Annotated in this window: 22 protein-coding genes; 12 read left to right on the top strand and 10 right to left on the bottom strand. The window is 62.3% G+C overall.

Annotated features, from left to right (window positions below; all coding sequences use genetic code 11):
• Window positions 1–23: 23 nt before the first annotated feature.
• The 4 genes from LAN64_13985 to LAN64_14000 all read left to right on the top strand — a co-directional run bounded on the left by LAN64_13985 (window position 24) and on the right by LAN64_14000 (window position 4058).
• The gene (locus tag LAN64_13985; GenBank protein ID MBZ5568947.1) at window positions 24–839 is read left to right on the top strand and encodes a SpoIIE family protein phosphatase; all 816 of its coding nucleotides are present in this window, start codon (window positions 24–26) and stop codon (window positions 837–839) included.
• A 94-nt stretch (window positions 840–933) separates the two neighbouring features.
• Window positions 934–2550, top strand: a complete 1617-nt coding sequence (locus LAN64_13990; GenBank protein ID MBZ5568948.1) for an AsmA family protein — start codon at window positions 934–936, stop codon at window positions 2548–2550.
• 195 nt (window positions 2551–2745) lie between these two features.
• The gene (locus tag LAN64_13995; GenBank protein MBZ5568949.1) at window positions 2746–3222 is read left to right on the top strand and encodes a DinB family protein; all 477 of its coding nucleotides are present in this window, start codon (window positions 2746–2748) and stop codon (window positions 3220–3222) included.
• 251 nt (window positions 3223–3473) lie between these two features.
• The gene (locus tag LAN64_14000) at window positions 3474–4058 is read left to right on the top strand and encodes a PEP-CTERM sorting domain-containing protein (GenBank protein ID MBZ5568950.1); all 585 of its coding nucleotides are present in this window, start codon (window positions 3474–3476) and stop codon (window positions 4056–4058) included.
• A gap of 427 nt (window positions 4059–4485) precedes the next feature.
• Here LAN64_14000 and LAN64_14005 read toward each other — a convergent pair whose 3' ends face one another.
• Window positions 4486–6252 carry a hypothetical protein gene (locus LAN64_14005; GenBank protein ID MBZ5568951.1) on the bottom strand — a complete coding sequence of 589 codons (1767 nt, stop codon included), beginning with the start codon at window positions 6250–6252 and terminating at the stop codon, window positions 4486–4488.
• 113 nt (window positions 6253–6365) lie between these two features.
• Here LAN64_14005 and LAN64_14010 point away from each other — a divergent pair, with 113 nt between their 5' ends.
• A complete protein-coding gene (locus LAN64_14010) occupies window positions 6366–7484 on the top strand; it encodes a peptidylprolyl isomerase (GenBank protein ID MBZ5568952.1) in 1119 nt (372 codons plus the stop codon).
• 157 nt (window positions 7485–7641) lie between these two features.
• Here the strand turns inward: LAN64_14010 and LAN64_14015 are convergent, their stop codons facing one another.
• From LAN64_14015 to LAN64_14030, 4 genes are all read right to left on the bottom strand, one after another.
• On the bottom strand, window positions 7642–9702 hold the full coding sequence (locus tag LAN64_14015) for a M13 family metallopeptidase (protein MBZ5568953.1): 2061 nt from the start codon (window positions 9700–9702) through the stop codon (window positions 7642–7644).
• 128 nt (window positions 9703–9830) lie between these two features.
• On the bottom strand, window positions 9831–10214 hold the full coding sequence (locus LAN64_14020) for a type II toxin-antitoxin system VapC family toxin (GenBank protein MBZ5568954.1): 384 nt from the start codon (window positions 10212–10214) through the stop codon (window positions 9831–9833).
• A complete protein-coding gene (locus LAN64_14025) occupies window positions 10211–10441 on the bottom strand; it encodes an antitoxin (GenBank protein ID MBZ5568955.1) in 231 nt (76 codons plus the stop codon). The genes LAN64_14020 and LAN64_14025 overlap by 4 nt, the downstream gene beginning before the upstream one ends.
• Window positions 10442–10508: 67 nt before the next feature.
• Window positions 10509–11582 carry an MlaD family protein gene (locus LAN64_14030; protein ID MBZ5568956.1) on the bottom strand — a complete coding sequence of 358 codons (1074 nt, stop codon included), beginning with the start codon at window positions 11580–11582 and terminating at the stop codon, window positions 10509–10511.
• Between the two features lie 142 nt (window positions 11583–11724).
• Here LAN64_14030 and LAN64_14035 point away from each other — a divergent pair, with 142 nt between their 5' ends.
• The gene (locus LAN64_14035) at window positions 11725–11952 is read left to right on the top strand and encodes a hypothetical protein (GenBank protein ID MBZ5568957.1); all 228 of its coding nucleotides are present in this window, start codon (window positions 11725–11727) and stop codon (window positions 11950–11952) included.
• A gap of 176 nt (window positions 11953–12128) precedes the next feature.
• On the opposite strand, the gene hydA is transcribed toward LAN64_14035, so the two are convergent.
• Together hydA and LAN64_14045 are read right to left on the bottom strand one after the other, a co-directional pair.
• Window positions 12129–13520 (bottom strand): dihydropyrimidinase, encoded by a 1392-nt coding sequence (gene hydA, locus LAN64_14040; GenBank protein MBZ5568958.1) that lies wholly within the window; start codon window positions 13518–13520, stop codon window positions 12129–12131.
• Window position 13521: 1 nt separating this feature from the next.
• Window positions 13522–13767: a hypothetical protein gene (locus LAN64_14045; GenBank protein MBZ5568959.1), complete on the bottom strand. Its 246-nt coding sequence runs from the start codon at window positions 13765–13767 to the stop codon at window positions 13522–13524.
• 171 nt (window positions 13768–13938) lie between these two features.
• Here LAN64_14045 and LAN64_14050 point away from each other — a divergent pair, with 171 nt between their 5' ends.
• From LAN64_14050 to LAN64_14060, 3 genes are all read left to right on the top strand, one after another.
• A complete protein-coding gene (locus LAN64_14050) occupies window positions 13939–14226 on the top strand; it encodes a hypothetical protein (GenBank protein ID MBZ5568960.1) in 288 nt (95 codons plus the stop codon).
• A gap of 26 nt (window positions 14227–14252) precedes the next feature.
• Window positions 14253–14627 (top strand): PIN domain-containing protein, encoded by a 375-nt coding sequence (locus tag LAN64_14055; protein ID MBZ5568961.1) that lies wholly within the window; start codon window positions 14253–14255, stop codon window positions 14625–14627.
• Between the two features lie 65 nt (window positions 14628–14692).
• Window positions 14693–15703, top strand: coding sequence for a TIGR03842 family LLM class F420-dependent oxidoreductase (locus tag LAN64_14060; GenBank protein MBZ5568962.1), 1011 nt, complete (start codon window positions 14693–14695; stop codon window positions 15701–15703).
• A gap of 109 nt (window positions 15704–15812) precedes the next feature.
• On the opposite strand, the gene LAN64_14065 is transcribed toward LAN64_14060, so the two are convergent.
• Genes LAN64_14065 through LAN64_14075 form a run of 3 tightly spaced genes read right to left on the bottom strand, consistent with a single transcriptional unit; the run spans window position 15813 to window position 20086 of the window.
• Complete coding sequence (locus LAN64_14065) at window positions 15813–17363, bottom strand: DHA2 family efflux MFS transporter permease subunit (protein ID MBZ5568963.1); 1551 nt, start codon at window positions 17361–17363, stop codon at window positions 15813–15815.
• Window positions 17364–17372: 9 nt separating this feature from the next.
• On the bottom strand, window positions 17373–18599 hold the full coding sequence (locus LAN64_14070; GenBank protein MBZ5568964.1) for an HlyD family secretion protein: 1227 nt from the start codon (window positions 18597–18599) through the stop codon (window positions 17373–17375).
• The gene (locus LAN64_14075; protein ID MBZ5568965.1) at window positions 18599–20086 is read right to left on the bottom strand and encodes a TolC family protein; all 1488 of its coding nucleotides are present in this window, start codon (window positions 20084–20086) and stop codon (window positions 18599–18601) included. The genes LAN64_14070 and LAN64_14075 overlap by 1 nt, the downstream gene beginning before the upstream one ends.
• Window positions 20087–20312: 226 nt before the next feature.
• Here LAN64_14075 and lpxI point away from each other — a divergent pair, with 226 nt between their 5' ends.
• The 3 genes from lpxI (at window position 20313) to LAN64_14090 (ending at window position 22874) form a co-directional block, all read left to right on the top strand.
• The gene (gene lpxI / locus LAN64_14080) at window positions 20313–21152 is read left to right on the top strand and encodes a UDP-2,3-diacylglucosamine diphosphatase LpxI (protein ID MBZ5568966.1); all 840 of its coding nucleotides are present in this window, start codon (window positions 20313–20315) and stop codon (window positions 21150–21152) included.
• 63 nt (window positions 21153–21215) lie between these two features.
• A complete protein-coding gene (locus tag LAN64_14085; GenBank protein ID MBZ5568967.1) occupies window positions 21216–21683 on the top strand; it encodes a DinB family protein in 468 nt (155 codons plus the stop codon).
• Between the two features lie 96 nt (window positions 21684–21779).
• Entirely contained in the window at window positions 21780–22874 is a 1095-nt protein-coding gene (locus LAN64_14090; protein ID MBZ5568968.1) for a Gfo/Idh/MocA family oxidoreductase, read from the top strand.
• Window positions 22875–23083 lie beyond the last annotated feature (209 nt).

Below are 23083 nucleotides of genomic sequence, written 5' to 3' on the forward strand. Positions count from 1 at the left end.
CCCGCACCTTCGACGGGGTACGAATGAAGATTTTCTTCCGCAATCGCGCTCCGGCGCGCGAGCTTCGCAAGCCGGCGCCGGCCAAGTTTCCCGAGCTTCCCACCGTCCGCGTCGGCGCTCTGTACCGCGGCGCCCGCGTTGGCGGCGACTTCTTCGACTTCATCCAGGTGGGTTCCGCGCGCCTTCTCGTTCTCCTGCTCGACATCGCCGGCAAGCGCGACGAAGCCCTGAACATCGCCGCCGCCGTCCAGGACGTTTTCCACGGCGCCGCCGACATCTTCTACGCCGACGACGTCAACGAGCCCGTTGCCCTCATCAGCATGCTTCTCGACATCAACCGCGCCATCATGGACGCCGCCGGCGGCGTGCGTTGTGCTCCCGCTTTCCTCGCCTGCTACAACGAGGTTCTTGGCACCGTCTGCTACATCAACGCCGGGCACACGCCCGCCCTCCTCAAGGACCACGACGACATCAGCCCCCTCGAAGCCGGCGGCCTGCCGCTTGGCCTGTTCTCCCACGCCACCCACGACGCGCAAATCTGCGCCATGCCGCTCGGCTCCTCCCTGATTATGGTTTCCCGCGGCCTGGTGGAAGCCAAGGGGCACAAAGAAGAGTTCGGCCTCGACCGCGTCAAGCAGGCGCTGCAGGAAGACCCGGGCCGCGACGCGAATCAGCTCTGCCGTAACGTCCTCTCCAGCGTCACCGAATTCCTCGAAAGCCAGCACAAGCATCGCCTGCTCGCCCGCGGCGAGCTCCAGATCGCCGAATCCGATCCCCTCGGCGACAACGACGCCACCACCCTCGCCCTGGTCCGCACTGCCGCCGCCACGGCGCCATGACCCGGACTAACTTTTCACGACCGCCATCCTGAACCGACGACCATCAACCATCGACCCGACGCGATCCACTAGCCACTAGCCGCTCGGCAGGATTATGCTTCCGCTCGCCATGAAGCGCGCGCTCATCATCATCGGTATCGTCGTTGCCGTCCTCGTCATCATCGTCATCGCCCTTCCCCTGCTCTTCGACGCCGACTCGTTTCGCCCCCGCATCGAGTCCGAACTCCGCACCGCCCTCGCCCGCGAGGTCAAAATCGGACACCTCTCGCTCTCCCTGATGGCCGGGGGCGTCACCGCCGAAAACATCTCCATCGCCGACGATCCCGCTTTCAGCGCCAATCCCTTCCTCCACGCCAAATCGCTCGACGTCGGACTCGACCTGCCCGCGCTCCTCTTCTCCCGCGCCCTCAACATCCACTCCATCACCATCGTCGAACCCGAAGTCGCCCTGGTCCACAGCAACGCACAATGGAACTTCTCCTCTCTTGGCGCGACCAGGGAATCGCCCGCCAAGCCGGCCGCCGCCGGGCCCGGCTTCTCCGTACAGAAACTCCGCGTCGTCCACGGACGCATCTCGGTCGCCGCCGTCGGCAAAGCGCCGACCACCTACGACGACCTCACCTTGGACGCCGGCAACATCTCCTACACCTCGCCCATCCCGTTCACCATCGAAGCCAATACCCCCGGCGGCGGCAAGCTGAAGATTGACGGCCACGCCGGCCCCATTGACCGCGCCGACGCCGCGCGCACTCCGCTGCAGACCTCCGTCGTCATCACCGGCATGGACCTCGCCAAAACCGGCCTCCTCCCCGCCGATTCCGGCGTCGCCGGCCTGCTGGATTTCACCGGCACGCTCTCCTCCGACGGCAAGACCCTGCACAGCGAGGGCGCCGTCAAGACGCAGCAGTTGCGCTTGGTGAAGACCGGATCGCCGGCGCGCCAGCCGGTTAGCCTGTCCTATATATCGGACTACGACCTAAAGCGCCAGGTCGGCTCGCTCGCCCGCGGTGAAGTCCGCACCGGCAACTGCGTCGCGCATGTCAGCGGCAACTACGACGCCCGCGGCCAAGACGCCGTCGTCCACCTTAAGCTCAACGGCCAGAACCTTCCCATCACCGACCTCGCCGGACTTCTGCCCGCGCTCGGCGTCGCGCTGCCTGCGGGCTCCTCGCTGCAGGCCGGAGCCGTGACCGCCAACCTCGCGCTCGACGGCGCCCTCGACAAGCTGGTCACCACCGGCACGCTCGATGCCGCCAACCTCAAGCTCGCCAACTTCAACCTCGGCTCCAAAATGAGCGCCATTGCCTTGCTCGCCGGCCTCCGCACCGGCTCCGACACCACCATCCAGACCATGACCTCGCGCCTGCGGATCGCGCCCGAAGGCATGCGCGCCGACTCGCTCTCCATCCTCATTCCCGAGCTCGGCGCCATCACCGGCGCGGGCACGCTGTCCAACACCAACGCGCTGAACTTCCGCATGGCCGCCAAGCTCAACAACAACGCCAGCCTCGTCGGCGGACTGCAGCGCGTCACCGGCCTCGGCCAGGCTAATAAGCCGATCCCTTTCCTCATCCAGGGCACCACCCAGAATCCGGTCTTTCTCCCCGACGTCGGCGGCTTCATCGGCAACACCGTCCCCGTGCCCGCGCAAGGCATGCAGCAAGGCATTGGCGGAATCCTTGGAATCTTTCAGAAGAAGAAAAAGCAATAGGATTCACCACAGATTCCCACGGATGAACACGGATAAAGCAATTGAGAATCCAAGAGTGCAGCGTGAAGAATAGCAACGCCGGACTCACAGGTTTTCATTCGAATTTTTTCTGACCTCTGATTTCTTGATTCTGACTTCGTCTGATCCGTGTGTGCATCGTGCAAATCCGTGGATAACCTTTTCTTGGGAGCGACCATGAATCCTGACAAATCTCTCCGCCACTGGCTCACCTGGCTACTCTCGGGCGGCGGCGCCCACGCCTCCTTCGACCAAGCCGTTCGCGGGCTCCCGCCCAAGCTCCGCGGCATCAAGCCGCCCAACCTGCCGCACACAGCCTGGCAATTGCTGGAGCATATGCGCATTGCGCAGTGGGACATCCTGGACTTCAGCCGCAACTCGCAATACCGGCCGCTCGCCTGGCCCGCAGGCTACTGGCCGAAAACGGCAGCGCCACCGCCAGGTGGGTGGGTGAAAAGCGTGCGCCAGTTCCGCACCGATCTGGCGTCCATGCGCAAGCTCGTGACCAATCCCAAGACCGACCTGCTTGCACCTATCCTCTGGGGAGACGGCCAAACCATCCTCCGCGAAGCCTTGCTGGTCGCCGACCACAACTCCTACCACCTAGGCCAGCTCATCCTTGTGCGCAAGGCGCTGGGGGCATGGAAGGGCTGAAAGCCTGGTGTTGAAAAACTCATCGCCCTGCCCGCTCACCCCGGCACCATCCCCAAAGGTGGGATTTCGTTGGACCGGAAGTTGCAAGAATTTGCCCATTCGCCGCGCCCTGGACGCCAAAAGGTCAGGAAGCACAAGCGAATAAAGACTTTCGGGAGTGGCGTGTAAATTGCTGGTAACACTAGCGCAGAGCGCAGATTTCACCTCCTCTGGGCCGATCCAAATGCCTCTGTGAGGGGAGAATTAACCAAATGCGCAAACTAGTTCTGGCTGCCCTGACGATGATGTTGCTAGTGGCGGTTCCCATGCTCGCAGACAGTTTCAACCCTGGGGACTTCACGTTGGGCCAATCAGCTAGCTCCAATGGTTTTGTAACACCCGACTGTCCAGCGCGTGCCAGCACGTGCACAAGTGACCCTTCGAGCGGGTTCTACATGCAGGGCGCCGACTATGGTGTTGCCTTTTGGGATTCTTGGGGTTTTCCCAGCAGCACGAACTATTTCACCACCTTCGCCTCAGCCGGCACGGTCAGCTTCACTTGGAGCGCGGTCACGCAGGACTCGGATTTCATGTTCGATCCCTTTGCCGTACTGCTGAACGGCAACTCGTTGCTCACCGTCAATAACGGTATGAGCGCTAGCGGTTTGCTGTCCTTCGTCGTGAGCGCCGGCGACGTGCTGGAGTTTCAGATCAATTCGCTTGATTCCTCCTGGGGTCCGGGAACGGCGACGATCGACAGCTACACCTACAATGTTCCGGAACCGGGCACCCTTGTCCTAATGGCCACGGGTGTGTTGGGATTGGCCGGAAGCTTCCGCCGCAGGTTGTCGCGGTAAACGAAATCTCCATCGGAGCCTGCGCCGGGGCAGCATGCCCCGGCCTTCTCGCTCCGCCGGACGCTGGGAGGAACCGTAGCACTTCGGTTTCATGCGGCTCAGCGGACTTTCATCTGCGATAATCGAGCGAGCGCGCCTCAACTTTGCCGAGCGCACTTCGATGTCGAAGCCGGGCGTTGTCTATCGCCTATTTGCGCTGTTCATGCCCATCTCGCGTTGCCCGCGCTGTGGCAGCTCGCGGATTGATCGCTTACCATCTGGAAAACCGACAGCGCGCGCACTGAGCTTTATCGGGCTGCATCTGAGCAGTTGCCATGAGTGCCTGCTGCGGCTGTATTCGTGGCGCAGCGTGTCCAAACGCGCATCGCGGTTGTAAGCGGCCCTTCCCACCGATCTCTTACCGAAAACTGTGAACCGCTAACGCCTCCTACTGCCGGCGGCGGGGCTTGCGGCGCGAGTTGGAAGATTTGCCCTTGTGCCGGGTGACTTGCTTGCCGGGTTCGGGTGCGAGTTCGTCGGCGGTGACGAAGATGGGCTCGATGTCCACGGGCACGTTGCCGAGCTTCGCCAACTGTTGGGCGACGTTGGGGCGAATGACGGCGAGGGCCAGCATCTTCTGCGCGCCGGCGTAGTCGCCGGTCGCTTCCACGGTGAGCAGGTCGTGGGTGAGCTCGCGAACCGCCTGCTTGATCTTCGTGGAGTCCACGGCGAAGGCGCCATCGGGCTGCTGCACGAAGCCGCCGCGGTCGGCGATGTAGTTGAACTGCATTGCCATGCCTTTGCCGTGCGCATCGCTGGAGCCGAAGCGCAGCGAGCGGAATGACGAAGCCAGAAAAGTCGTGTAGAGCTGGCGCTCGGCGGCCGGACCGCTGTGCAGCAGCGAGGTGAGATTCAGTTCCGTGGCGTGGTCCATCATGAATTGCAGCGCCCACAGGCCGGTCGCGTCGGCCTTGGCTTCTTCAATCGCTCCGTAGAGCTCTTTGAGCTGCTGCCGCGGGTTGGTGCTCTGGCCGTTGACGGTGATTTGGCGCGGGCCCAGTCCGTGCATGAGCTCGTGCGCCAGGATATGCGTGAAAAACTGCTCGAAGCTGACGTCGGCGCGCTCGCGGGGCGCCAGCATGCGCGACGCGATGGAAATCAGCACGGTGCGGAACTTGGCTTCCTGCACGTTCTTCAGCATGACGCGCTTGGAACCTTTTTGCGCCACCACGCGCTCGTCGTTGGGCAGATTGTAGGCGGCGGTGGTGATGCCATGGGCGCCGTCGCCGGAGGCGATGATTTCATTGACCACGCGGATGGGAGCCGAGGCGCCGAGTTTCGAGTTGCGATACTGCGGGTCTTCCGGAAGATTGTTCTCGATGGTCTGTAGCGCGTGCGAGAAGGCCGCAAGCTTGGCGGATTCGGCGTCGTCGCGGATGTTGATGTAAGCCTCGTAGGCGGCCTTGTAGCCAAACAGTTCGTCGGTGTAGGTCTCGTAGGGGCCGATAGTTATGTCGAGCGGCGCGTCCAGGTCCATCCAGGCAAGGTCGCTCTGGTAGTAGTCGTCGGAGAGGAAGGCGTCGGCGCGGGTGCTGAGGAAGCGCTGGAGCGAGGCGTTGTCGGTAAGGGCGGCGGCCTGGCGCAGGAGCGCGGCGCATTTTTCCAGATCGGCGCGGTACTCCTGGTTGTAGGGCATGAGGCTCATGACCGTGCCGCGCTTGTGGATGACGCTGAAGAAGCCCTTCGCCTGCTCCTGCTGGTCGGCGGGAACCGTGGCGAGCCATTGCTCGAAGCCGTCCTTCGTCATGTCGAGCGGATAAAAGTTGGCGCCGAGCGGCTTGCGCGCGGGCACGTCGGGAATGAAGGCGCGGAATTCGTCGAGATCGGACCAGGGGCCTCTGTTGAGCCAGAAATAGTGCAGGCGCGCCCGGCCGAGCGCAGTTTTATCCGCCTGGAGCTTCTTATAGAGGGCAAGGTCACCGCTCCAGAGCTGGTTCATGTAGATGGTGTCGAGGAGGCGCGCCGCCTGGATGAGTTTGACCAGCGCTTTCCGGTCGCCGGTGGAGAGGCGGGCAGTGTCCACGTGCAGGGGCGTGGGCGCGAAGCGGGCGGCCATGGCGTTGAGCCGGGCGAGGTCGGGAATTTTCTCTTCGCCGACTTGCGCGGCGGACATGCAGGCCAGGAGAAGCGCGATCAGGAGCAAACGGGTTTTCATGCGCAACCTCGGGAGTTGGAAAGCATAGCAAAAAGCCGCTCCCTCGCTAGCCCGCGGCTGCCCCCGCCATGTAAAATTCAGATGCAGTCCTGGGAAATCCGAGCGGGTAGGCCATGAAACGTATTCTAAGAAAATCCGTCGTATTGCTGGCCGGCGCTGGCCTGGTGTGCGCCGCCGCCTTCGCCGCCGATTCGGTGGTCGAGGAAATCATCGTACGCGTGAACAGCGGCATCATCACCCGGTCCGAGGTGCTGAAGAGCCTGGAGGAGACCAAGCGCGAGGTGGCGGAGAAGCTTGGCACCGGGACTGCGGCCGACCAGGAGCTGGCCAAGCGCACCAAGGATTTGCTGCGCGACATGATCGACCAGCAACTGCTGGTGCAGAAGGCGCAGGACCTGGGCATCACGGGGGACACGGAGCTGATCAAGCGGCTGGATGAAATTCGGAAATCCATGAACCTGGACAGCATGGAGGCGCTGGAAAAGGCGGCGCAAGCCCAGGGAGTGTCCTACGAGGATTTTAAGCAGAACCTGAAGAATCAGATCGTCACCCAGCAAGTGATCCAGCGCGACGTCGGGTCGCACGTGCAGGTCACGCCGGACGAGATCAAGGCTTTTTACGACGGGCACCAGAATGAGTTCACGCGTCCGGAGACAGTGCGCTTGAGCGAGATCCTGATTTCGACGCAACAGCCCAGCGTGGACAAGAACAACCCGGCGCAGCCCGATACGCAAACTCTGGAATCGGCGCAGAAGAAAGCGGAAGCGGCGCTGGCGGCGATCAAGCGTGGCGAACACTTCGAGGACGTGGCGAAGAAGTATTCCGACGGGCCGTCGGCGCAGCAGGGCGGTGACCTGGGCGAGTTCAAGCGCGGCACGATGGCAAAGGAACTGGAAGACCGCACGTTCGCCATGAAGCCGGGCGATGTCACCGACGTGATCCGCACCAAGCAGGGATTCGTCATCCTGAAGGTGACGGAGCACTTGGCGGCCGGCGTGCCTCCGCTGAAAACCGTGGAGCCCAATATCCAGGAAGCGATTTACTTCCAGAAATTGCAGCCCGCGCTGCGCGACTACCTGACCAAGCTGCGAGAGCAGGCGTACATCGACATCAAGCCGGGATTCGTGGACTCCGGCGCCAGCCCGAACCAGACCAAGCCCATCCTCACCACGGCGGAGGTGCACGGAGCGAAGGACAAGCTGAAGAAAAAGAAGAGATTTGTCTTGTTCTGAGTTTCGGCTTCAGTTCTAGAAAGCTCGGCGAAGAGGCCGGGCTTTTTTGTCGATGGTGGTTGGCGCGGGCGTAAGGAAATTACAAGATCCTGAACTCGCGCGATCAGCGTGCGCGAGCTCAGGATGACGACCTTCTCGGGCGTGTGCCGCACTGCCGTTACCAGACGCGGCAGGCGTTGGCGCGGACCATCGGCTGGCCCGGCTTGCAGCCCCAAGTCTGCTGAAACTCCGGCATGTTCGACACCACGCCGTTGACGCGGTAGCGGCCTGGCGAATGCGGATCGGTGAGCGCACGCAACCGCGCCTGCGCGGGGTTGACGTTTTGGCACCAGATCTGGGCAAAGGAGAGGAAGAAGCGCTGCTCAGGGGAAAAGCCGTCAATCGGCTTGGGCGTGTGCTTTTCTTCTGCCATCTTGTTGCGCAGCGCCATCAGCGAGAGGCGGATGCCGCCGTTGTCGGCGGTGTTCTCACCGAGCGTGAGCCGCCCCTTGAGGTGCACGTCTTCCACTGCGACGAACTGGTCGTACTCGTCGGAGATGCAGGAGGTGCGTTTTTCGAACTCGGCCTTGTCGGCCTCAGTCCACCAATTGCGCAGATCGCCCACCGCGTCGTACTTGCTGCCCTGGTCGTCAAAGCCGTGGGTAAGTTCGTGGCCAATCACCGCACCAATGCCGCCGAAGTTCACTGCGTCGTCCATCTTGTTGTCATAGAAGGGCGGCTGGAGGATGCCGGCGGGGAAATTGATGTTGTTCTGCGGCGGGTTGTAGTAGGCGTTGACGGTGGGCGGCGACATGCCCCACTCCAGTTTGTCGGTGGGCTTGCCGATCTTGTTCAACTGGCGCATGCGCTCGAAGTTGTCGGCGCGGTTGAGGTTGCCAAGGAAGTCGCCGCGAACGACGTTGACCTTGGAATAGTCGCGCCACTTGTCAGGATAGCCAATCTTGTTGCTGATCCCGGCGAGCTTGACGGCGGCGGCCTTCCTTGTCTCCGGCGTCATCCAGGAGAGGGACTGCAGGTCTTCGCCCATGGCCTTCTCGATTTCCTCCACCATTTTGAGGGTGCGTTGTTTGCCTTCCGCGCCGAAGGTGAGGTCCACGTAGGGCTGGCCGAGAGCTTCGCCGAGCTTTTGGTCGGTCAACCGTACGCAGCGCTTCCAGCGCGCCTGTTGTTCTTTCTGTCCTTGCAGGTACTGCTGGTAGAACCCGAATTCCTCCGTCACAAAGGGAGTGGAGAGCCATGGCGACGCGTGGCGAACTACATGCCAGCGCAGGTACGATTTCCAGTCGTTCAGAGAGATGGACTCGAGCTGGGCGCTGGTCTGCTTGAAGAATTCGGGATTGGTGACGTTCACCTTCTCCAACGGTGGCGCCGAGGTGGCTACGAAGTACCGCTGGAAATCGAAGGCCGGCGCGAGCTGCGCAAGCTGCTGCGGCGTCATGGGATGGTCGCGGTTTTCCGGCTTGCGAAACTCCACGCGGTCCATCGATGCCTTGGCCAGCGCGGTTTCGATGCTCATGACGGCCTTGGCTTCAGCAGCAGCGGTTCGGGGATTATCGCCCAGCAACTCGAGCGACTTCGTGACGTGGGCCAGGTACTTCTCGCGGGTCTCGACGGACTTGGCATCGTCCTTGAGGTAGTAATCGCGGTCGGGCAGGCTCAGGCCACCCTGGTTGACCTGGCCAATGGTCAGGCTGGCTTTGTGTAAGTCCGCCGAGGGCCCGAACTGGAAGAGCACGGGGACGCCGACGCTCTGCAGATACGCCACCGTGGTGATGAGTTCAGCGCGGCTGGCAATTTTGCCGATGCGGTCGAGTTGCGATTGCAAGGGCTTGGCGCCGAGGGTATTCGCCTTCGCCTCATCCATGCAGGAGGCGTAGAAGTCGCCGATTTTCTGGACCACGGCGCTGCGCTTGGCATCCGGCTGCGCGGCCTTTTCCAGGATGGCGTGCAGCACGTCGCGATTGCGCTCCTGGAGTTGGCTGAAGCGTCCCCAGATGGCCTGGTCGGGAGGAACCGGATTCTTGGCCATCCAGCCGCCACAAGCGTATTGGTAGAAGTCGGTGCAGGCATCCACGGATTTATCCATGGCGCTGACGTCGAAGGCTGTGATGGTGGGCAGGTCGGAGGGTAGCGAGAAGCCGGATGGGTTGGATGCGGTCTGCGCACCGCACACCGACACCAAGAACAGCAGCACCGGAATAAATCGAAGACAGCGCATAGGAAACCTCGGAGTGGATATGTGAACCGATGAGTGTACAGCCGCAAAGCGGAAGGGTAAAGCGCCCATGGCCGATAGCTAAGAACACCCTGGCACGCGCGATCATGATCGGCTGTGATTATCCCCGGTTACCAGATGCGTCTGACGCCGTAGCGGTCGAACACGGCGTCATTACTGAGGATGGGAAGATGCTCTGCCTGAGCCTGCGCGACCAACATGCGGTCAAACGGATCTCGGTGGTGCTCGACGAGCGCTCCAGCCCGGAGCGCGTGTTCAATCGAGATGGGCAGCACGCGGAAGCCTTCTTCCTCCAGTTCCTGCGTCAAACGATCGAGCAGGTCCTGAACGTCCAGCTTCCCGCGCTTGTTCTTGATTGCCATTTCCCACGGGGACGCGGCAGAAACAAAGATTTCATTGTCGGTCGTCGCGATGGCGCGGCGCGCCTTGGCTGACAGCGATGGATCGTCCAACAACCACCAAAGCAGCGCGTGGGTGTCGAGCAACAGCCTCACTCGTAGCCCCAGTCCTTCAACTCTTCATCGGTCATCGGGTTGAAAAACGAGGGTTTGATCGAGATGCGGCCCTTATATTTCCCCGGAATGCGCCTCTTGCGGCTGCTGCCGACAGCAACCAGCTTAACGACCGGAGTCTTGCCGCGTGCAATCACCACTTCCTTGCCGGCTTGAGCATCGGCGATGAGGCGAGACAGGTTGGTTTTCGCTTGATGTACGGTATACATACCTAGCTAACCATATTAGCTAATTAGCTTATCGTCAACTGCTCCCAGGCCAGCGCCCGCGAACCTCTTAGAAAATCTTGAAGTGGATGGTGAGGTACTTCTTGGGATTTTCGCGGATGGCTTTGACCAGGTTGCGGGTTTCCACCAGCATCTGTTCGGTGTTGTTATAGACCTTGGGATCGGTGAGGAGCAGGCCGGCGGTGCCCTTGTCGGAATCGATCTTGTCGGCGATGGAGGACAGCTTGGTCATGGTGTTGTCGAGCTTGCGCGCGAACTCGGGATCGGCGGCGAACTTGCCCAACGCGCCCTTGCCGGCGTTGATGTCGCCGATTAGGGTGTTGGCCTTGGCGATGGTAGCGTTGGCGTTGTCAAACAGCGTGGGATCCTTGAGGAACTTGCCGAAGCTGCCCTTGCCCTGGTTGACCTCGTCGATGATCTTGTCGAGGCTGTCCAGCGACGCTTTGGCCTTGTCGTAGAGTTCCTCGCTGTAGATGAGCTTGCCGACGCTGCCCTTGCCCTCGCTGATCTGCGTCACCATGCTCTGCACTTCCGTGAGGGTGTTGTTGAGGCGGGCGTACAGGGCCTCGTCGTAAATCAACTTGCCGATGGAACCGTTGCCGCTCTCGATCTGGGTGAGGATGCGGTCCACGCGGCGGACCAGGATGTCCACGTTCTCCAGCGTGCTCTGGCTGGAGCGTACCACATCCTGCAATTGCGGGCTGACCTTGGTGGGCAGGATGTCGCCGGTTTGAGCCGGAGGGCCGGTGGCGGCGCGGGAGTCAATGTCCATGAAGGTTTCGCCGAGCACGCCGGCGGTGGACAGGCTGGCGACGGAGTCCTTCTTCAACGCGCCCTTGTACTTGGTGCTGAGCTTCATGGTGACCTGGACCGGGGTCAGGCCGTGACTGGGGACGACCGTGATGGCGGTGATGTTGCCGATGTCCACCCCCTCCAGGCGCACCGGGGCGCCGACGCGCAAGCCGCCGGCGTTGTCGACGTAGGCGCTGACCAGGATTTTCTTGGTGAACATCCCGCTGGGGCCGGTCATCAGGAAAATCAGGACCGCCAGAGCGATGCTGGCGAAAATTACCAACAGACCCACGCGCAATTGCGCCCATCTGACCTGTCGCTGACTAGGCAAGTCTCCCCCGTAGCCGTCCCGTTGGTCGGGAAGTGGGAAATGATAGCAGACGGGTCAAGGTAAGGCACAGCAAGTATCAGCGAGCCAGTACCCGGCCTGACCTGCTAGAATCCCTGCCGCACTCCTCGTAGGGAGGCTCGACATGGCGCTGAAACGTTATCTGGTGTTCGCCTTCGACCCGGCGGCCGCGGCCGGCGGCTGGCGCGATTTTAAGGGCGATGCCGACACCAAGGAAGAAGCCGAACACATCGCCGAACAGCAACACGGGCGCATTCAAATTGTGGACACCGCGTACCAGGAAAAGGTCGCCGGAGCCACCACTTACCTGGTGTACACCCTGTACCGAGAGTACGAGTACCACCAGCACTAAGACCGAAAACAAACCACGGATCGCCACGGATTTACACGGATCTGAAAGAAGTAAGATTTAAGAAGTCCGGAAGTCAGAATGAGAAAGCAAACGGCGACCGCAGTTCCATTCTCCATTCTGCATTCTTAATTCTTCATTTCTTTTCCGATCCGTGTGCATCCGTGGTCAATCTTCTTCTACGCCCCGGAATACGCCGCCCGTTTCAGGAAGTTTCCCGTGCCCGGCTTGCCGTGAAATTTATCTCCCTCCACCACCACGCGCCCGCGTGACATCACCAGGTCCGGCATGCCGGTGACCGTGATCCCTTCGAACATGCTGTAGTCCACCCTCATGTGGTGCGTCTTGGCGCTGATGGTGTGCTTGCGCTTGGCATCGAAAACGACGAGGTCAGCGTCGCTGCCGACAGCAATCGCGCCCTTGCGCGGGTAGAGGCCGAACAGTTTCGCGGGCGTGGTGGAGACGATTTCGACGAAGCGGTTGACGTTGAAGCGTCCCGAGGCGACTCCGCCGGAATAGACCAGGCTCAGGCGGTGCTCGATGCCGGGGCCGCCGTTGGGAATCTTGGTGAAATCGCCCTTGCCCATTTCCTTCTGCTCCTTGTAGCAGAACGGGCAGTGGTCGGTGGAAACCACTTGCAGTTGGTCGTGCTTCAGCCCTTGCCAGAGCTTGTCCTGGTGCCACTTCTCACGCAGCGGCGGAGTGAAGACGTACTTGGCGCCTTCGAAGCCGGGCACATCGAAATTTTCGATCGAAAGATAAAGATATTGCGGACAGGTTTCGGCGTAAACCGGCAGACCGCGATCGCGCGCCTCGCGGACTTTTCCCAGCGCGTCGTTGCAACTGAGGTGGACGATGTACAACGGCGCGCCCGCCATTTCGGCTAGCGCGATGGCGCGGCTGACCGCCTCCGCTTCCGCCGTGGTCGGGCGGGTGAGAGCGTGATACTTGGGCGCGGTTTTTCCTTCCGCCAGCGCCTGCTGCACGATCACGTCAATGGCGTTGCCGTTTTCCGCGTGCATGCAGACCATGCCGCCGTTTTTCGCGGTGGCGCGCAGCGCCTTGAAGATGCTGCCATCGTCGAGCATCAGCACGCCGGGATAGGCCATGAACAACTTAAACGTCGAAACGCCCTCGCGCACCATCTGGCCCATTTCCTCGATGCAGGCGTCGGGCAGGTCGGTGATGATGCAGTGGAACCCGTAATCGCAATGCGCCTTGCCGTCGGCCTTTTTCATCCAGGTATCGAAGGCGGTGCGCAGGCTCTGGCCCTTGCCCTGGATGGCAAAATCGATCAGCGTGGTGGTGCCGCCGTAGAGCGCGGCGCGCGTGCCGGTAGCGAAATCGTCGGAGCTGGTGGTGCCGCCGAAAGGCATGTCGAGATGGGTGTGGACGTCAATGCCGCCGGGAAAAACGTACTTGCCCCTGGCATCAATGACGTTCTTGCCCTGCTCGCGCGGGAGCGAGGCGGCGATGGAGGCGATCTTGCCGTCCGTGATGCCGATGTCGGCGTTGTAGGTATCTACGGCGGTTGCAATCGTGCCGTTGGCGATGATCGTGTCGAATGCCATTTCAGCGCTCCGGGAACAGAGGTTGCCAGTTCTCGAAATATCTCTTCAAGTACCGGTAAATGCGAAACGAAATCCAAGCTGCGGCGAGCGGAGCGACAACAAGTGCAATGTAAGGCGGCCGCTCCCATTGCACGCTCCGCAGGATGGTCCACTTAAGCAGGAAGACTAAGAGATAGAACCCAAATACCCACAGGAAGGGAAACAACATGATGGCAATTACAAGTGCCTTGATAGAGGCTGCCTTCATAACCGTTTTTTAGAAACTGGCGACTTGCCATTCTACGCTAGAATCCGCGCCTCTCGAGTATTCGGTTGGAGTGCGTGCTCGCCCGCGTCCGCCTTTGTGGTACCCCTCTCCGGGATTGACGTATCTCCCGTCGTCGCGCTATCGTAGCCATATCGGCTACGGAGGTGCGCCATGAAATTTCTGACTACGCGAGAGCTGCGGAATCGGCCGGGCTACGTGCGCAAGCTGGTGCAAAAAGAGGACCTGGTGCTGACGGCGAACGGCAAGCCGATCGCCATGATGCTCGGCGTCAAGGAAGACGATCTGGAGGAAACGGCCCACATCATCCGCCAGGCAAGAGCCCAACGGGCGCTCTCGCGGATACGCAAAGAAGCGGCCCGCCGCGGCCTGGGAAAGCTTTCGCCGGCCGACATTGACGCGGAGATTCGCGCGGTCCGCGCCAAGCGTAAATCGTCATGAGGGTCGTGTTGGACACGAACGTTCTCGTGTCTGGCCTCCTCAAGTCTCACGGCCCTCCCGGTAGAATCCTGGAATTCATGGTTGCCGACGTCTTTGTTGTGCTGTACGACCATCGCATCGTGAGTGAATACCTCGAGGTTCTGGCTCGTCCCGCGTTCGGTTTTCACACCTTCGAGGTTGATCGCATTCTCGAATACATAATCCGAGACGGGGAACAGGTCACTGCTGGAGTCTTGGATGTGTGGTTGCCCGATTCAACCGACCTTCCGTTCCTTGAGGTCGCCGCTGCCGGCCAGGCCGATGCCCTGATTACCGGTAACATTCGAGACTTTAAGCCGACGCGCGGCCGCCACTCCGTGAATGTCTGCTCACCCGCCGACTTCCTCCGCCAACTCCCTTAAGCTACTGGCTTGTGAATCTCCGTTGTAATAGAATCCGCGCCTCTTGGGGTTCTGGGGGAGGGCGCATGAAGTTCGGCATTACGTTCAAGCCCGACATGACCGTGGATCGCATCCTCAGCCTGACGCGGCAGGCGGAGGTAGCCGGCTTCGAGTACGGCTGGATCTTCGACTCCCACGTGCTGTGGATGGACCCCTACCCGCTGATGACGCTCATGGCCGCCAACACCCACCGCATGAAGATCGGACCCTGCGTCACCAACCCCGCAGTGCGGGACATCACGGTGACCGCGAGCATGTTCGCGACGCTGGACCTGATTTCCGGACGGCGCATGCAGCTTGGCATCGGGCGCGGCGACAGTTCGCGGCGCGTGCTTGGGAAAAAGCCGGTGACGGTCGCACAACTCGGTAATGCGATCGAGCAGTTCCGCGCGCTCACCTCCGGCAAGGAAATTGAGTACGACGGGCAGCCGGCGAAATTGACGTGGTCGCCGGGCGCGCCGCCGGTGTGGATCGCTGGCTACGGCCCCAAGGTGCTGAACCTGGCCGGGCGCATCGCGGACGGTGTCATCCTGCAATTTGCCGAGCCTGACCTGATCGAGTGGTGCGTCGGATTCGTGCGCCAGGGCGCCCAGGAAGCGGGCCGCGATCCCAAGGCGATCGAAATCATGGCGGCGGCGCCAGTTTGGGTGTCCGGCGACCTGAAGACGGCGCGCGAGCACGTGCGCTGGTTTCCGGCGCTGGTCTCCAACCACGTCGTGGATTTGCTGGCGAAGTATCCGCAGGACCAATTGCCGCCGGCGCTGACCTCCTACGTGCAGAACCGCGGCGGATACGACTACCTGCACCATTGCGAGGTGGGCAGCAACAACGCGGAATTCGTGAATGACGATGTCGTGGACCGTTTCTGCCTTGTCGGGCCGGTGGAGGCGCATCGCGAGAAGCTGCGCAAGCTGGCTTCGCTCGGCGTGACCCAGTTCAACATTTATCTCATGTGCGGCGAGGAAGAGCAGACGCTGGAGATCTACGAGCGCGACGTACTGCCGCAGTTCCGCGAAGCCGCGCACGCCGCTTCCTGAGCTTGAACAAACTGACGAACACAGAGCCACGGAGACAGAGTTTCTTGATCTGCGACCTCTGTGTCTCCGCGTCTCTGTGTTTTTCATTCGGGGTCTCGCGAACAAAACTCTAGTGCATCGGCGCCGCTCCACCCGCATGGCGCGGCTTCTTCATCAAGAAAATCAGCGGGATCACGCACAGAAACATAATCCCCAACAAGCGAAAAGCTCCGACAAACGACACCATGGCGGCGTGTTGTTGCACCATGCCGAACACCGCCGCGTACGCCGCCCGGGTCGCCGTGTAAGCATCCATCCCCTTGGCCATGAAGCCGGCGCGAGCGGCCGCGATCAACTGCTGCGCTGAGGGGCTGAACGGGGTGACGTTGGCACCGAAGATGTTGATGTTGGCCTGGCTGCGGCGGGCCACAATGGTGGTTACCATGGCGATGCCGACGCTGCCCCCGATGTTGCGCATCAGGTTAAACACGCTGGTGGCGTTGCCCATGCGTTCTTTCGGGATGGGATCGTGCGTGATGGTGGTCAGCGGCACGAACAGGAAGCCCATGGCCACGCCCTGGATGAACTGCGGCCAGAACACGTCCCAGTAGCCCGCGTTCAGGTTGATGCTGCCCAGGTCCCACATCGAGTACGCCGCTACCAGGAAACCGAGAAACAGCAGCTTGCGGGGCTCCACCTTCGACATCAGCACGCCGATGAACGGCATGGCTATAAATGCGCCGAGACCGCGCGGCAGCATCGCCCATCCGGCTTGCAGCGAGGGGTAGCCGAGGAGTGTCTGCAGGAAAATCGGGACCAGCACGATGCTGCCGTAGAGAACGAAGCCCACCACGGACATGAGAAAAACGCCGGCGGCGTAGGTGCGGACCTTGAAGACGCGCAGGTCCACAATCGGCTGGCTCTCCCGGAGCTCGCGCATGACGAACAACACCAGGCCGGCGGCGGTGATGACCATCAGCACGCGGATGAAGTCGGAGGAAAACCAGTCCTCCTCCTGGCCCTTGTCGAGCATGATCTGGAGCGCACCGATGCCCAGCGCCAGGAAAGAAATGCCCCACCAGTCCACGCGCGTTTTGCGGCCGATGTAGTGGGGATCGAAGATGAAGAGCTTGGACATGACCATGGCCGCGATACCGACCGGCAGATTGAGATAAAAAATCCAGCGCCAACTGTAGTTGTCGGTGATCCAACCGCCGAGCACCGGCCCGAGCATGGGCGCGACCACGATGCCCAGCCCCCAGAAGGCCATCGCCTTGCCGCGGTCTTCCGGCGGAAACGCTTCCAGCATGATGGCCTGCGACAGCGGTTGCAGCCCGCCGCCGGTGGCGCCCTGGATGATGCGGAAGACGATCAAGAAGGGCAGGGTCGGCGCCATGCCGCAGAGAAAAGAAGACAGGGTAAACCCGATGATCGAAGTCATCAGGATGCGCTTGCGTCCGAACTGGTTGGAGAGCCAGCCGGTCATGGGCAGCACGATGGCGTTGGCCACCAGATAAGAGGTGAGGACCCAGGTCGCCTCGTCTACGGTCGCGCCGACGTTGCCCGCGATGTGCGGCAGCGACACATTGACCACGGTGGTGTCGAGCACTTCCATGAACGTGCCCAGCATCACCGAGATGGCGATGATCCACGGATTGACGGCTGCGTCGCGCTGCGGCATCGCCCTTACTTATTTCACAATGACCGTCGTAATGACCGACATGCCGGGGCGCAGGCCGGTGAGGTCTTGTTGCGGCTCGAAGACAACTTTCACCGGCACGCGCTGCACCACTTTCACATAGTTGCCGGTGGCGTTTTCCGGCGGCAGCAGGCTGAAACGCGCGCCCGTGCCGCCGCCGATGGAATCCACGTGGCCCTTGTAATCGCGGTTGTAGGCGTCCACGTGGACGGTCGCGCGTTGGCCGACTTTCATGTACTCGAGCTGCGTTTCTTTGTAATTGGCCGTGACCCAGATGTCGTCCAGGTTGACGATGGACATCAGCGGCTGGCCGGGCTGCACCACCTGGCCGGGCTCGACGTTGCGCTTGCTGACCACCCCGTTCACCGGCGCCTTGATGGTGGTGTACTGCAAATTGAGTTCGGCCTGCGCCACCGTCGCCTCGTACTTCTGGACGTTCGCACCGGCTGCGCCAGCTCGCGCTTCCGTGACGGCGACCTGCTGTGGGGCGGTCCGCGCGGAGCGAACCTGGGCCTCGGCCTGCGCCACGTGACTGCGCGCGCTGGCGACGCCGGCTTGCGCCGCGTCCACCGCGGCTCGCCCGGACTCCTCGGCGGCGACCGCGGTGTCGTACTGCTGGCGCGACACTTCATCTTTGGCGACCAGTTCCTTCATGCGCTCCAGATCCTGGGCCGCCTTGGTGTGGTTGGCTTCGGCCTCGCGCAGCCGTGCCTCCGCCACGCTGACATCCTTTTGCGCCGCGACGAGGGTGGCCCGCGCGGCTTCCAAGGCGCTCGCCGTGTTGGTGTGGGTGATAGGCACCGCGGTTCTTGCCGCGCGATGTCCGGCGACGGCGTCGGCGAGGTCGGCCTTGGCCCGCTCCAGCGCGACCTGGTAATCCTTGCGGTCGAGTTGCACCAGCACTTGGCCGGCTTTCAGGATTTGGTTGTCATCAACATTGACCGCCACCACCGTGCCGCTGACGCGAGCGCTGACCGGCGCGATGTGCGCGTCCACCTGGGCGTCGTCGGTGGTTTCGCGCGCGGCGTAATAGCGCCAGACCGCAGCCGTAATCGCCGCCAGGGCAATCACGGCGAGCAGCAGGCCCCACTTGGCCCCGGGATGCCGCTGAGAATAGGAATGCGCCCGTCGCCGCGCCGAAGGCTCTTCCTCCTCGGGAAACGGCTCGCGGGCCGCAGGCGCCGGGACGTGATTCAGCTCAACTTCCGAGTCTGCCACTATGGCTTTCCTCCAAGAAAATCCTTGACCGCGCGCTCCGCGACTCCGAGCGAACGCGCCAGCGTAAGCTTGGCCACGTTGTAGGCGAAGGTGCTGTTGATGTAGTTCTCGTTGCTGGAGGCCAGCGCTTCCTGCGCCTGCACCACATCGACCGTGGTCGCCACGCCGGCGCGAAAACGGTCGCGCGCCTGGGTGAGCGTCTCTTCCGACAGCTTGATCGAGCTTTGCGCCACCTGCACCTGCTCGGCGGCGGACTGCAGGTCGAGAAACGAGGTGTGAATCTCGAACTCGATCTGGCCGCGGAGATCGTCGAGCGCAGCCTCGCGCTGGCGCAGCAGCGCGTCCGCCTGCATCACCTCGCCTTTCACCTTGCCGCCCTGGAAGATCGGGATGTTCAAGGCGGCCGCTGTCGTGTAGGTCGGATGATTTTCGCTGGGTCGGCGCCCCAGAATCCCGTAATCGGCGTTGAAGCGCACCGTGGGCAGCGCCTGGCTGATGGCGGCCTTGCGGCGGAGCTGGGCGGCGCGCACCTGCGCCTCGGCGGCGTGGTAGTCGGGGCGATCGCGATAGGCGCGCCCCAGCGCCTGGTCGAGGGTAAGCGGCGCCGCTGGCGTGACCGGAATTTTTTCCGTCAGGGTGATTTCCTGGCCGGCGGAAAGACCGATAATGCGCTCCAGAGTGAGCTTCTGCTTGGCGAAGTCGTTGCGCGCGGCGACCAGCCGCTGCTGCTGCGCCTGCATCTCGACTTGCGTGCGCAGCACGTCAATGCCGGGCGCTACGCCGGCGTTTTTCATGTCGAGCGCCTGCTGGTAGAGCGCCTGCGCGGTCTGCAGCTGCGCTTCCACCGACGCGATGCGCGCCTGCCCGGCCAGCGCCTGCATGTAAGTGCCGCCCACCACCAGCACGATCAGGTCGCGGACATTTTGCAGGTCGAGCTGCGCGGCGTTGACATCTTCGCTGCGCGCATGCAGTTGGTTGAGGGCGTGGAGGTCAAGAAGGCTGCCGCTGGCCAGCACGCGGGCGTCGAACACGCTGAACGGGCCGATGATCGGGCCGGTGCCCGCGGGCGCGGGAATGCCGAAGGCCGAAAGGTTGATCTCCTGCACGGATTCGGCGACATGCGAGGTCAGCGTGGGCAGCACATCGGCGAGCGCGCGATAGCGCGCGCCGCGGGCGGCCGTGGTCGCCTGCGCGGACAGGATCAGCGAGAGGTTGTACTTCAGCCCGCGATCGATTGCCTCCAGCGCGCTCAACGGCATGACACCCGGCGTCGGCTTGCCCGAGGAAACGCTGCCGAACAGTGGATTTTGCGACGGCGTCAATGTCGATGGCAGGGATTGCGTCGGCGCCGGGGCGCTGGGATTCACCGCAATTGAGGTGGGCAGGCCCTGCCCCAGGGCGGTCGCGCACAACAGCGTGCCGCAGACGACCAGGATTCTTACCAGGGCTTGCGAGCGACTATGAAGATGGCAACGATCACCGCTCAACGGTGTTCCTCTTTCTTTCTTTCTGGCAGCGGCGTCCTGCCGGCGACGGCGCTTGCCACTGCCCAACTGATACTGCGCTGGCGAACTCCGCACCATGTTGCGATACGGATAGCGTCGGTCCGGGTTGTCGGACCCAACAGGGTAAATGGTTCCCGGCGCAAGCGCACCGATTTTGAGATGCGGAAGCTTCCCGGCGCGTGTGGCCCGCGAGTACACTGATGCACCCATGGCAGCGGAAAAAATTGGGCTCATCGCGGGTAACGGCAGCTTCCCACTGTTGGTGCTGGACGCGGCCCGCGCCCGCGGACTGGACGTGGTGGTGGCCGCCATCCGGGAAGAGACGTTGCCCGATATCGAGCTGCATGGCGCCGTCTCGGTGCATTGGCTGTCGCTGGGGGAATTGTCGAAGCTGATTGAAATCCTGAAGCGTGCGGGCGTGCGGCGCGCGGTCATGGCGGGGCAGGTCAAGCACAAGCAGATTTTTTCCAGCATCCGCCCGGATTGGAGATTGGCCAAGCTGCTACTCTCACTGACCACGCGCAATACCGACTCGCTGATCGGCGCCATCGCCAAGGTCCTCGAGGAAGAAGGCATCATGCTGATGAATTCCACCGAACTGCTGGAGCCCTTGTTGGCGCGCGCCGGAGTGCTGACGCGGCGCGGGCCTACCGAGCAGGAGTTAAGCGACGCAGCGTACGGGCGAAGCGTGGGGCGGCACCTGGCGCGGTACGACATCGGGCAGACGGTGGTGATTGCCGGCGCGGCTTGCGTCGCCGTGGAAGCGATGGAGGGCACCGACGCCACCATCGAGCGCGCCGCCCAGATCATGCGCGCCATGACCGGCGACGCTTCCACCTTGAGCCGGAACTTGACGGTGGTGAAGGTGGCAAAGCCGCAACAGGACATGCGTTTCGACGTGCCGGTAGTGGGCGTGAGGACGATTGAGACGATGCGGGCCGCGGACGCAACCTGCCTGGCGATTGATGCCGGCAAGTGCTTGCTGATTGACGGCGAGCAGGTGATCGAGGCGGCCAACGCGGCGGGGATTTGCGTGCTGGCGGATTAGGCCGTTTTCGGCACTCTAGACGCTATCGCAATCCGTGGTACCGTCTCTACGGAGAGTTTTCATATGGCAGCGGAAATCGTACGTATTGCCGAGCAGCTTCGTCGTGCCGTAGAAGGCAACGCGTGGCACGGGCCTGCGGTGCTGGAGATCCTCCAGGACGTGGACGCGCCCACGGCGGCGGCACATCCCATTGCCGACGCGCACAGCATCTGGGAAATCCTGAACCACATCACCGTCTGGACCCGCGCCCCGATACTCCGCCTCGGCGGACAAGCCGTCGAACTCGACGGCGCCGACGACTGGCCGCCGGTCAGCGACACCAGCGAGGCATCCTGGCAAGAGGCGGTCGCGCGCTTCCGTGCGGCACAGCAGGAGCTGCTCGCCAAGCTCAAATCGATGAGCAATGACGAACTCGGAATGACTGTGCCGGGAAAAAATTACAGTAACTCGTTCATGCTGTACGGCGTCGTGCAACATCATCTGTATCACGCTGGGCAGATGGCGGTGCTGAAGAAGGCAACGAAGAAATGAAGAAGTAAGAAGTTAAGAATTAATGACAACTGCGCACGGCGGCTCTGAATCCTGACTCCTGAATTCTTACTTCTTACTTCTTGATTCTTCATTCCCGTGACTGGCCAATCGCAAGATCTCCGACTCGCGGTAGCGGTCGTCGGCGCCGGGGCGTTCGGGCGCAACCACGCGCGCGTCTATCACGAGTTGCAGAAGCGCGGTGAGGCCGTCGAGTTGGTGGCGATCGTGGACAGCGACGCCGCCCGCGCCGAGGCCCTCGCCCGACAGTTCGGCGCGCGCGCTTACCGCTCGCTCCAGGAATTGCTCGACACCGTGCGCGTGGACGCCGCCTCCGTCGCGGTACCCACGGTGCAACACTGCGCGGTCGCCAAGGCGCTCCTGCAGGCCGGCGCGCATGTGCTCATCGAAAAGCCACTTGCCGCGACCCTGGAGGAAGCCGATGACCTGATCCGCGCCGCGCGCGAGGCCGGCCGTATTGCTCAGGTCGGCCATCTGGAGCGCTTCAATCCGGCGGTGCGCGCCACCATCCCCATCGTCACCCGGCCGATGTTCTTCGAAGTCCACCGCCTCAGCCCGTTCGGCCCGCGCGCGCTCGACGTGGACGTGGTGCTCGACCTGATGATCCACGATTTGGACATCGTGCTCTCCTTCGTCAATTCGCCGGTGACCGAGGTGCGTGCCGTCGGCCTTCCGATCCTGTCCGAGAAGGTGGACATCGCCAACGTGCGCATGGAATTCGAAAGCGGGTGCGTGGCCAACTTCACCGCCAGCCGCGTCAGCACCGAGCGCGTGCGCAAGCTGCGCTTTTTCCAGCCGCGGCAATATGTGTCGGTGGATTATTCGCGCCAGGATGTGCTGGTGATCAGCGTCGACCCGCAGATTCAGGAAGCTGCCGCCTCGCGCGCCAAAGGCAAAGCCGGCATGTTCAACCTGGAAGAGATCCAGCGAGCCGTCGCCACCCACGCAAAAAAAGCGCTGGGAATTCCGCCGCAATTCAAGATCGAGAAGCCCAAGGTCACGCAGCAAGAGCCGCTGCAGGCGGAGCTGTCATCTTTCCTCGATGCGGTTCGCCGCCGCACACCTCCGGTAGTGTCACTGGAGGACGGAAGGCGGGCGCTCAAGGCGGCGCTGGATATCCTGGAGGCGATCCGCTCGCACGCCGAGCGAGCCAAACTGGGCCCGATCGCGTGATTGGTAATTTCGTAAGGTAGTGATTTGGTAGTTTTTCTGCGACCAAACGAACGTTGCGGCGATTGAAATTACTAGAGCGGATTCATGGTTGCTGTACCCTGTAGCCGCAGTGGCGGAACCAAGCGACAGCGTTGTCGGCAGTAATCGACGAGATCGCTTCCGCAGCGGCCTGTTCCAGGGCTTCCGCAAGTCGTGCTTTGGCACTGCGG

It is taken from the genome of Terriglobia bacterium, assembly GCA_020073185.1.
Classification (GTDB): domain Bacteria; phylum Acidobacteriota; class Terriglobia; order Terriglobales; family Acidobacteriaceae; genus JAIQGF01.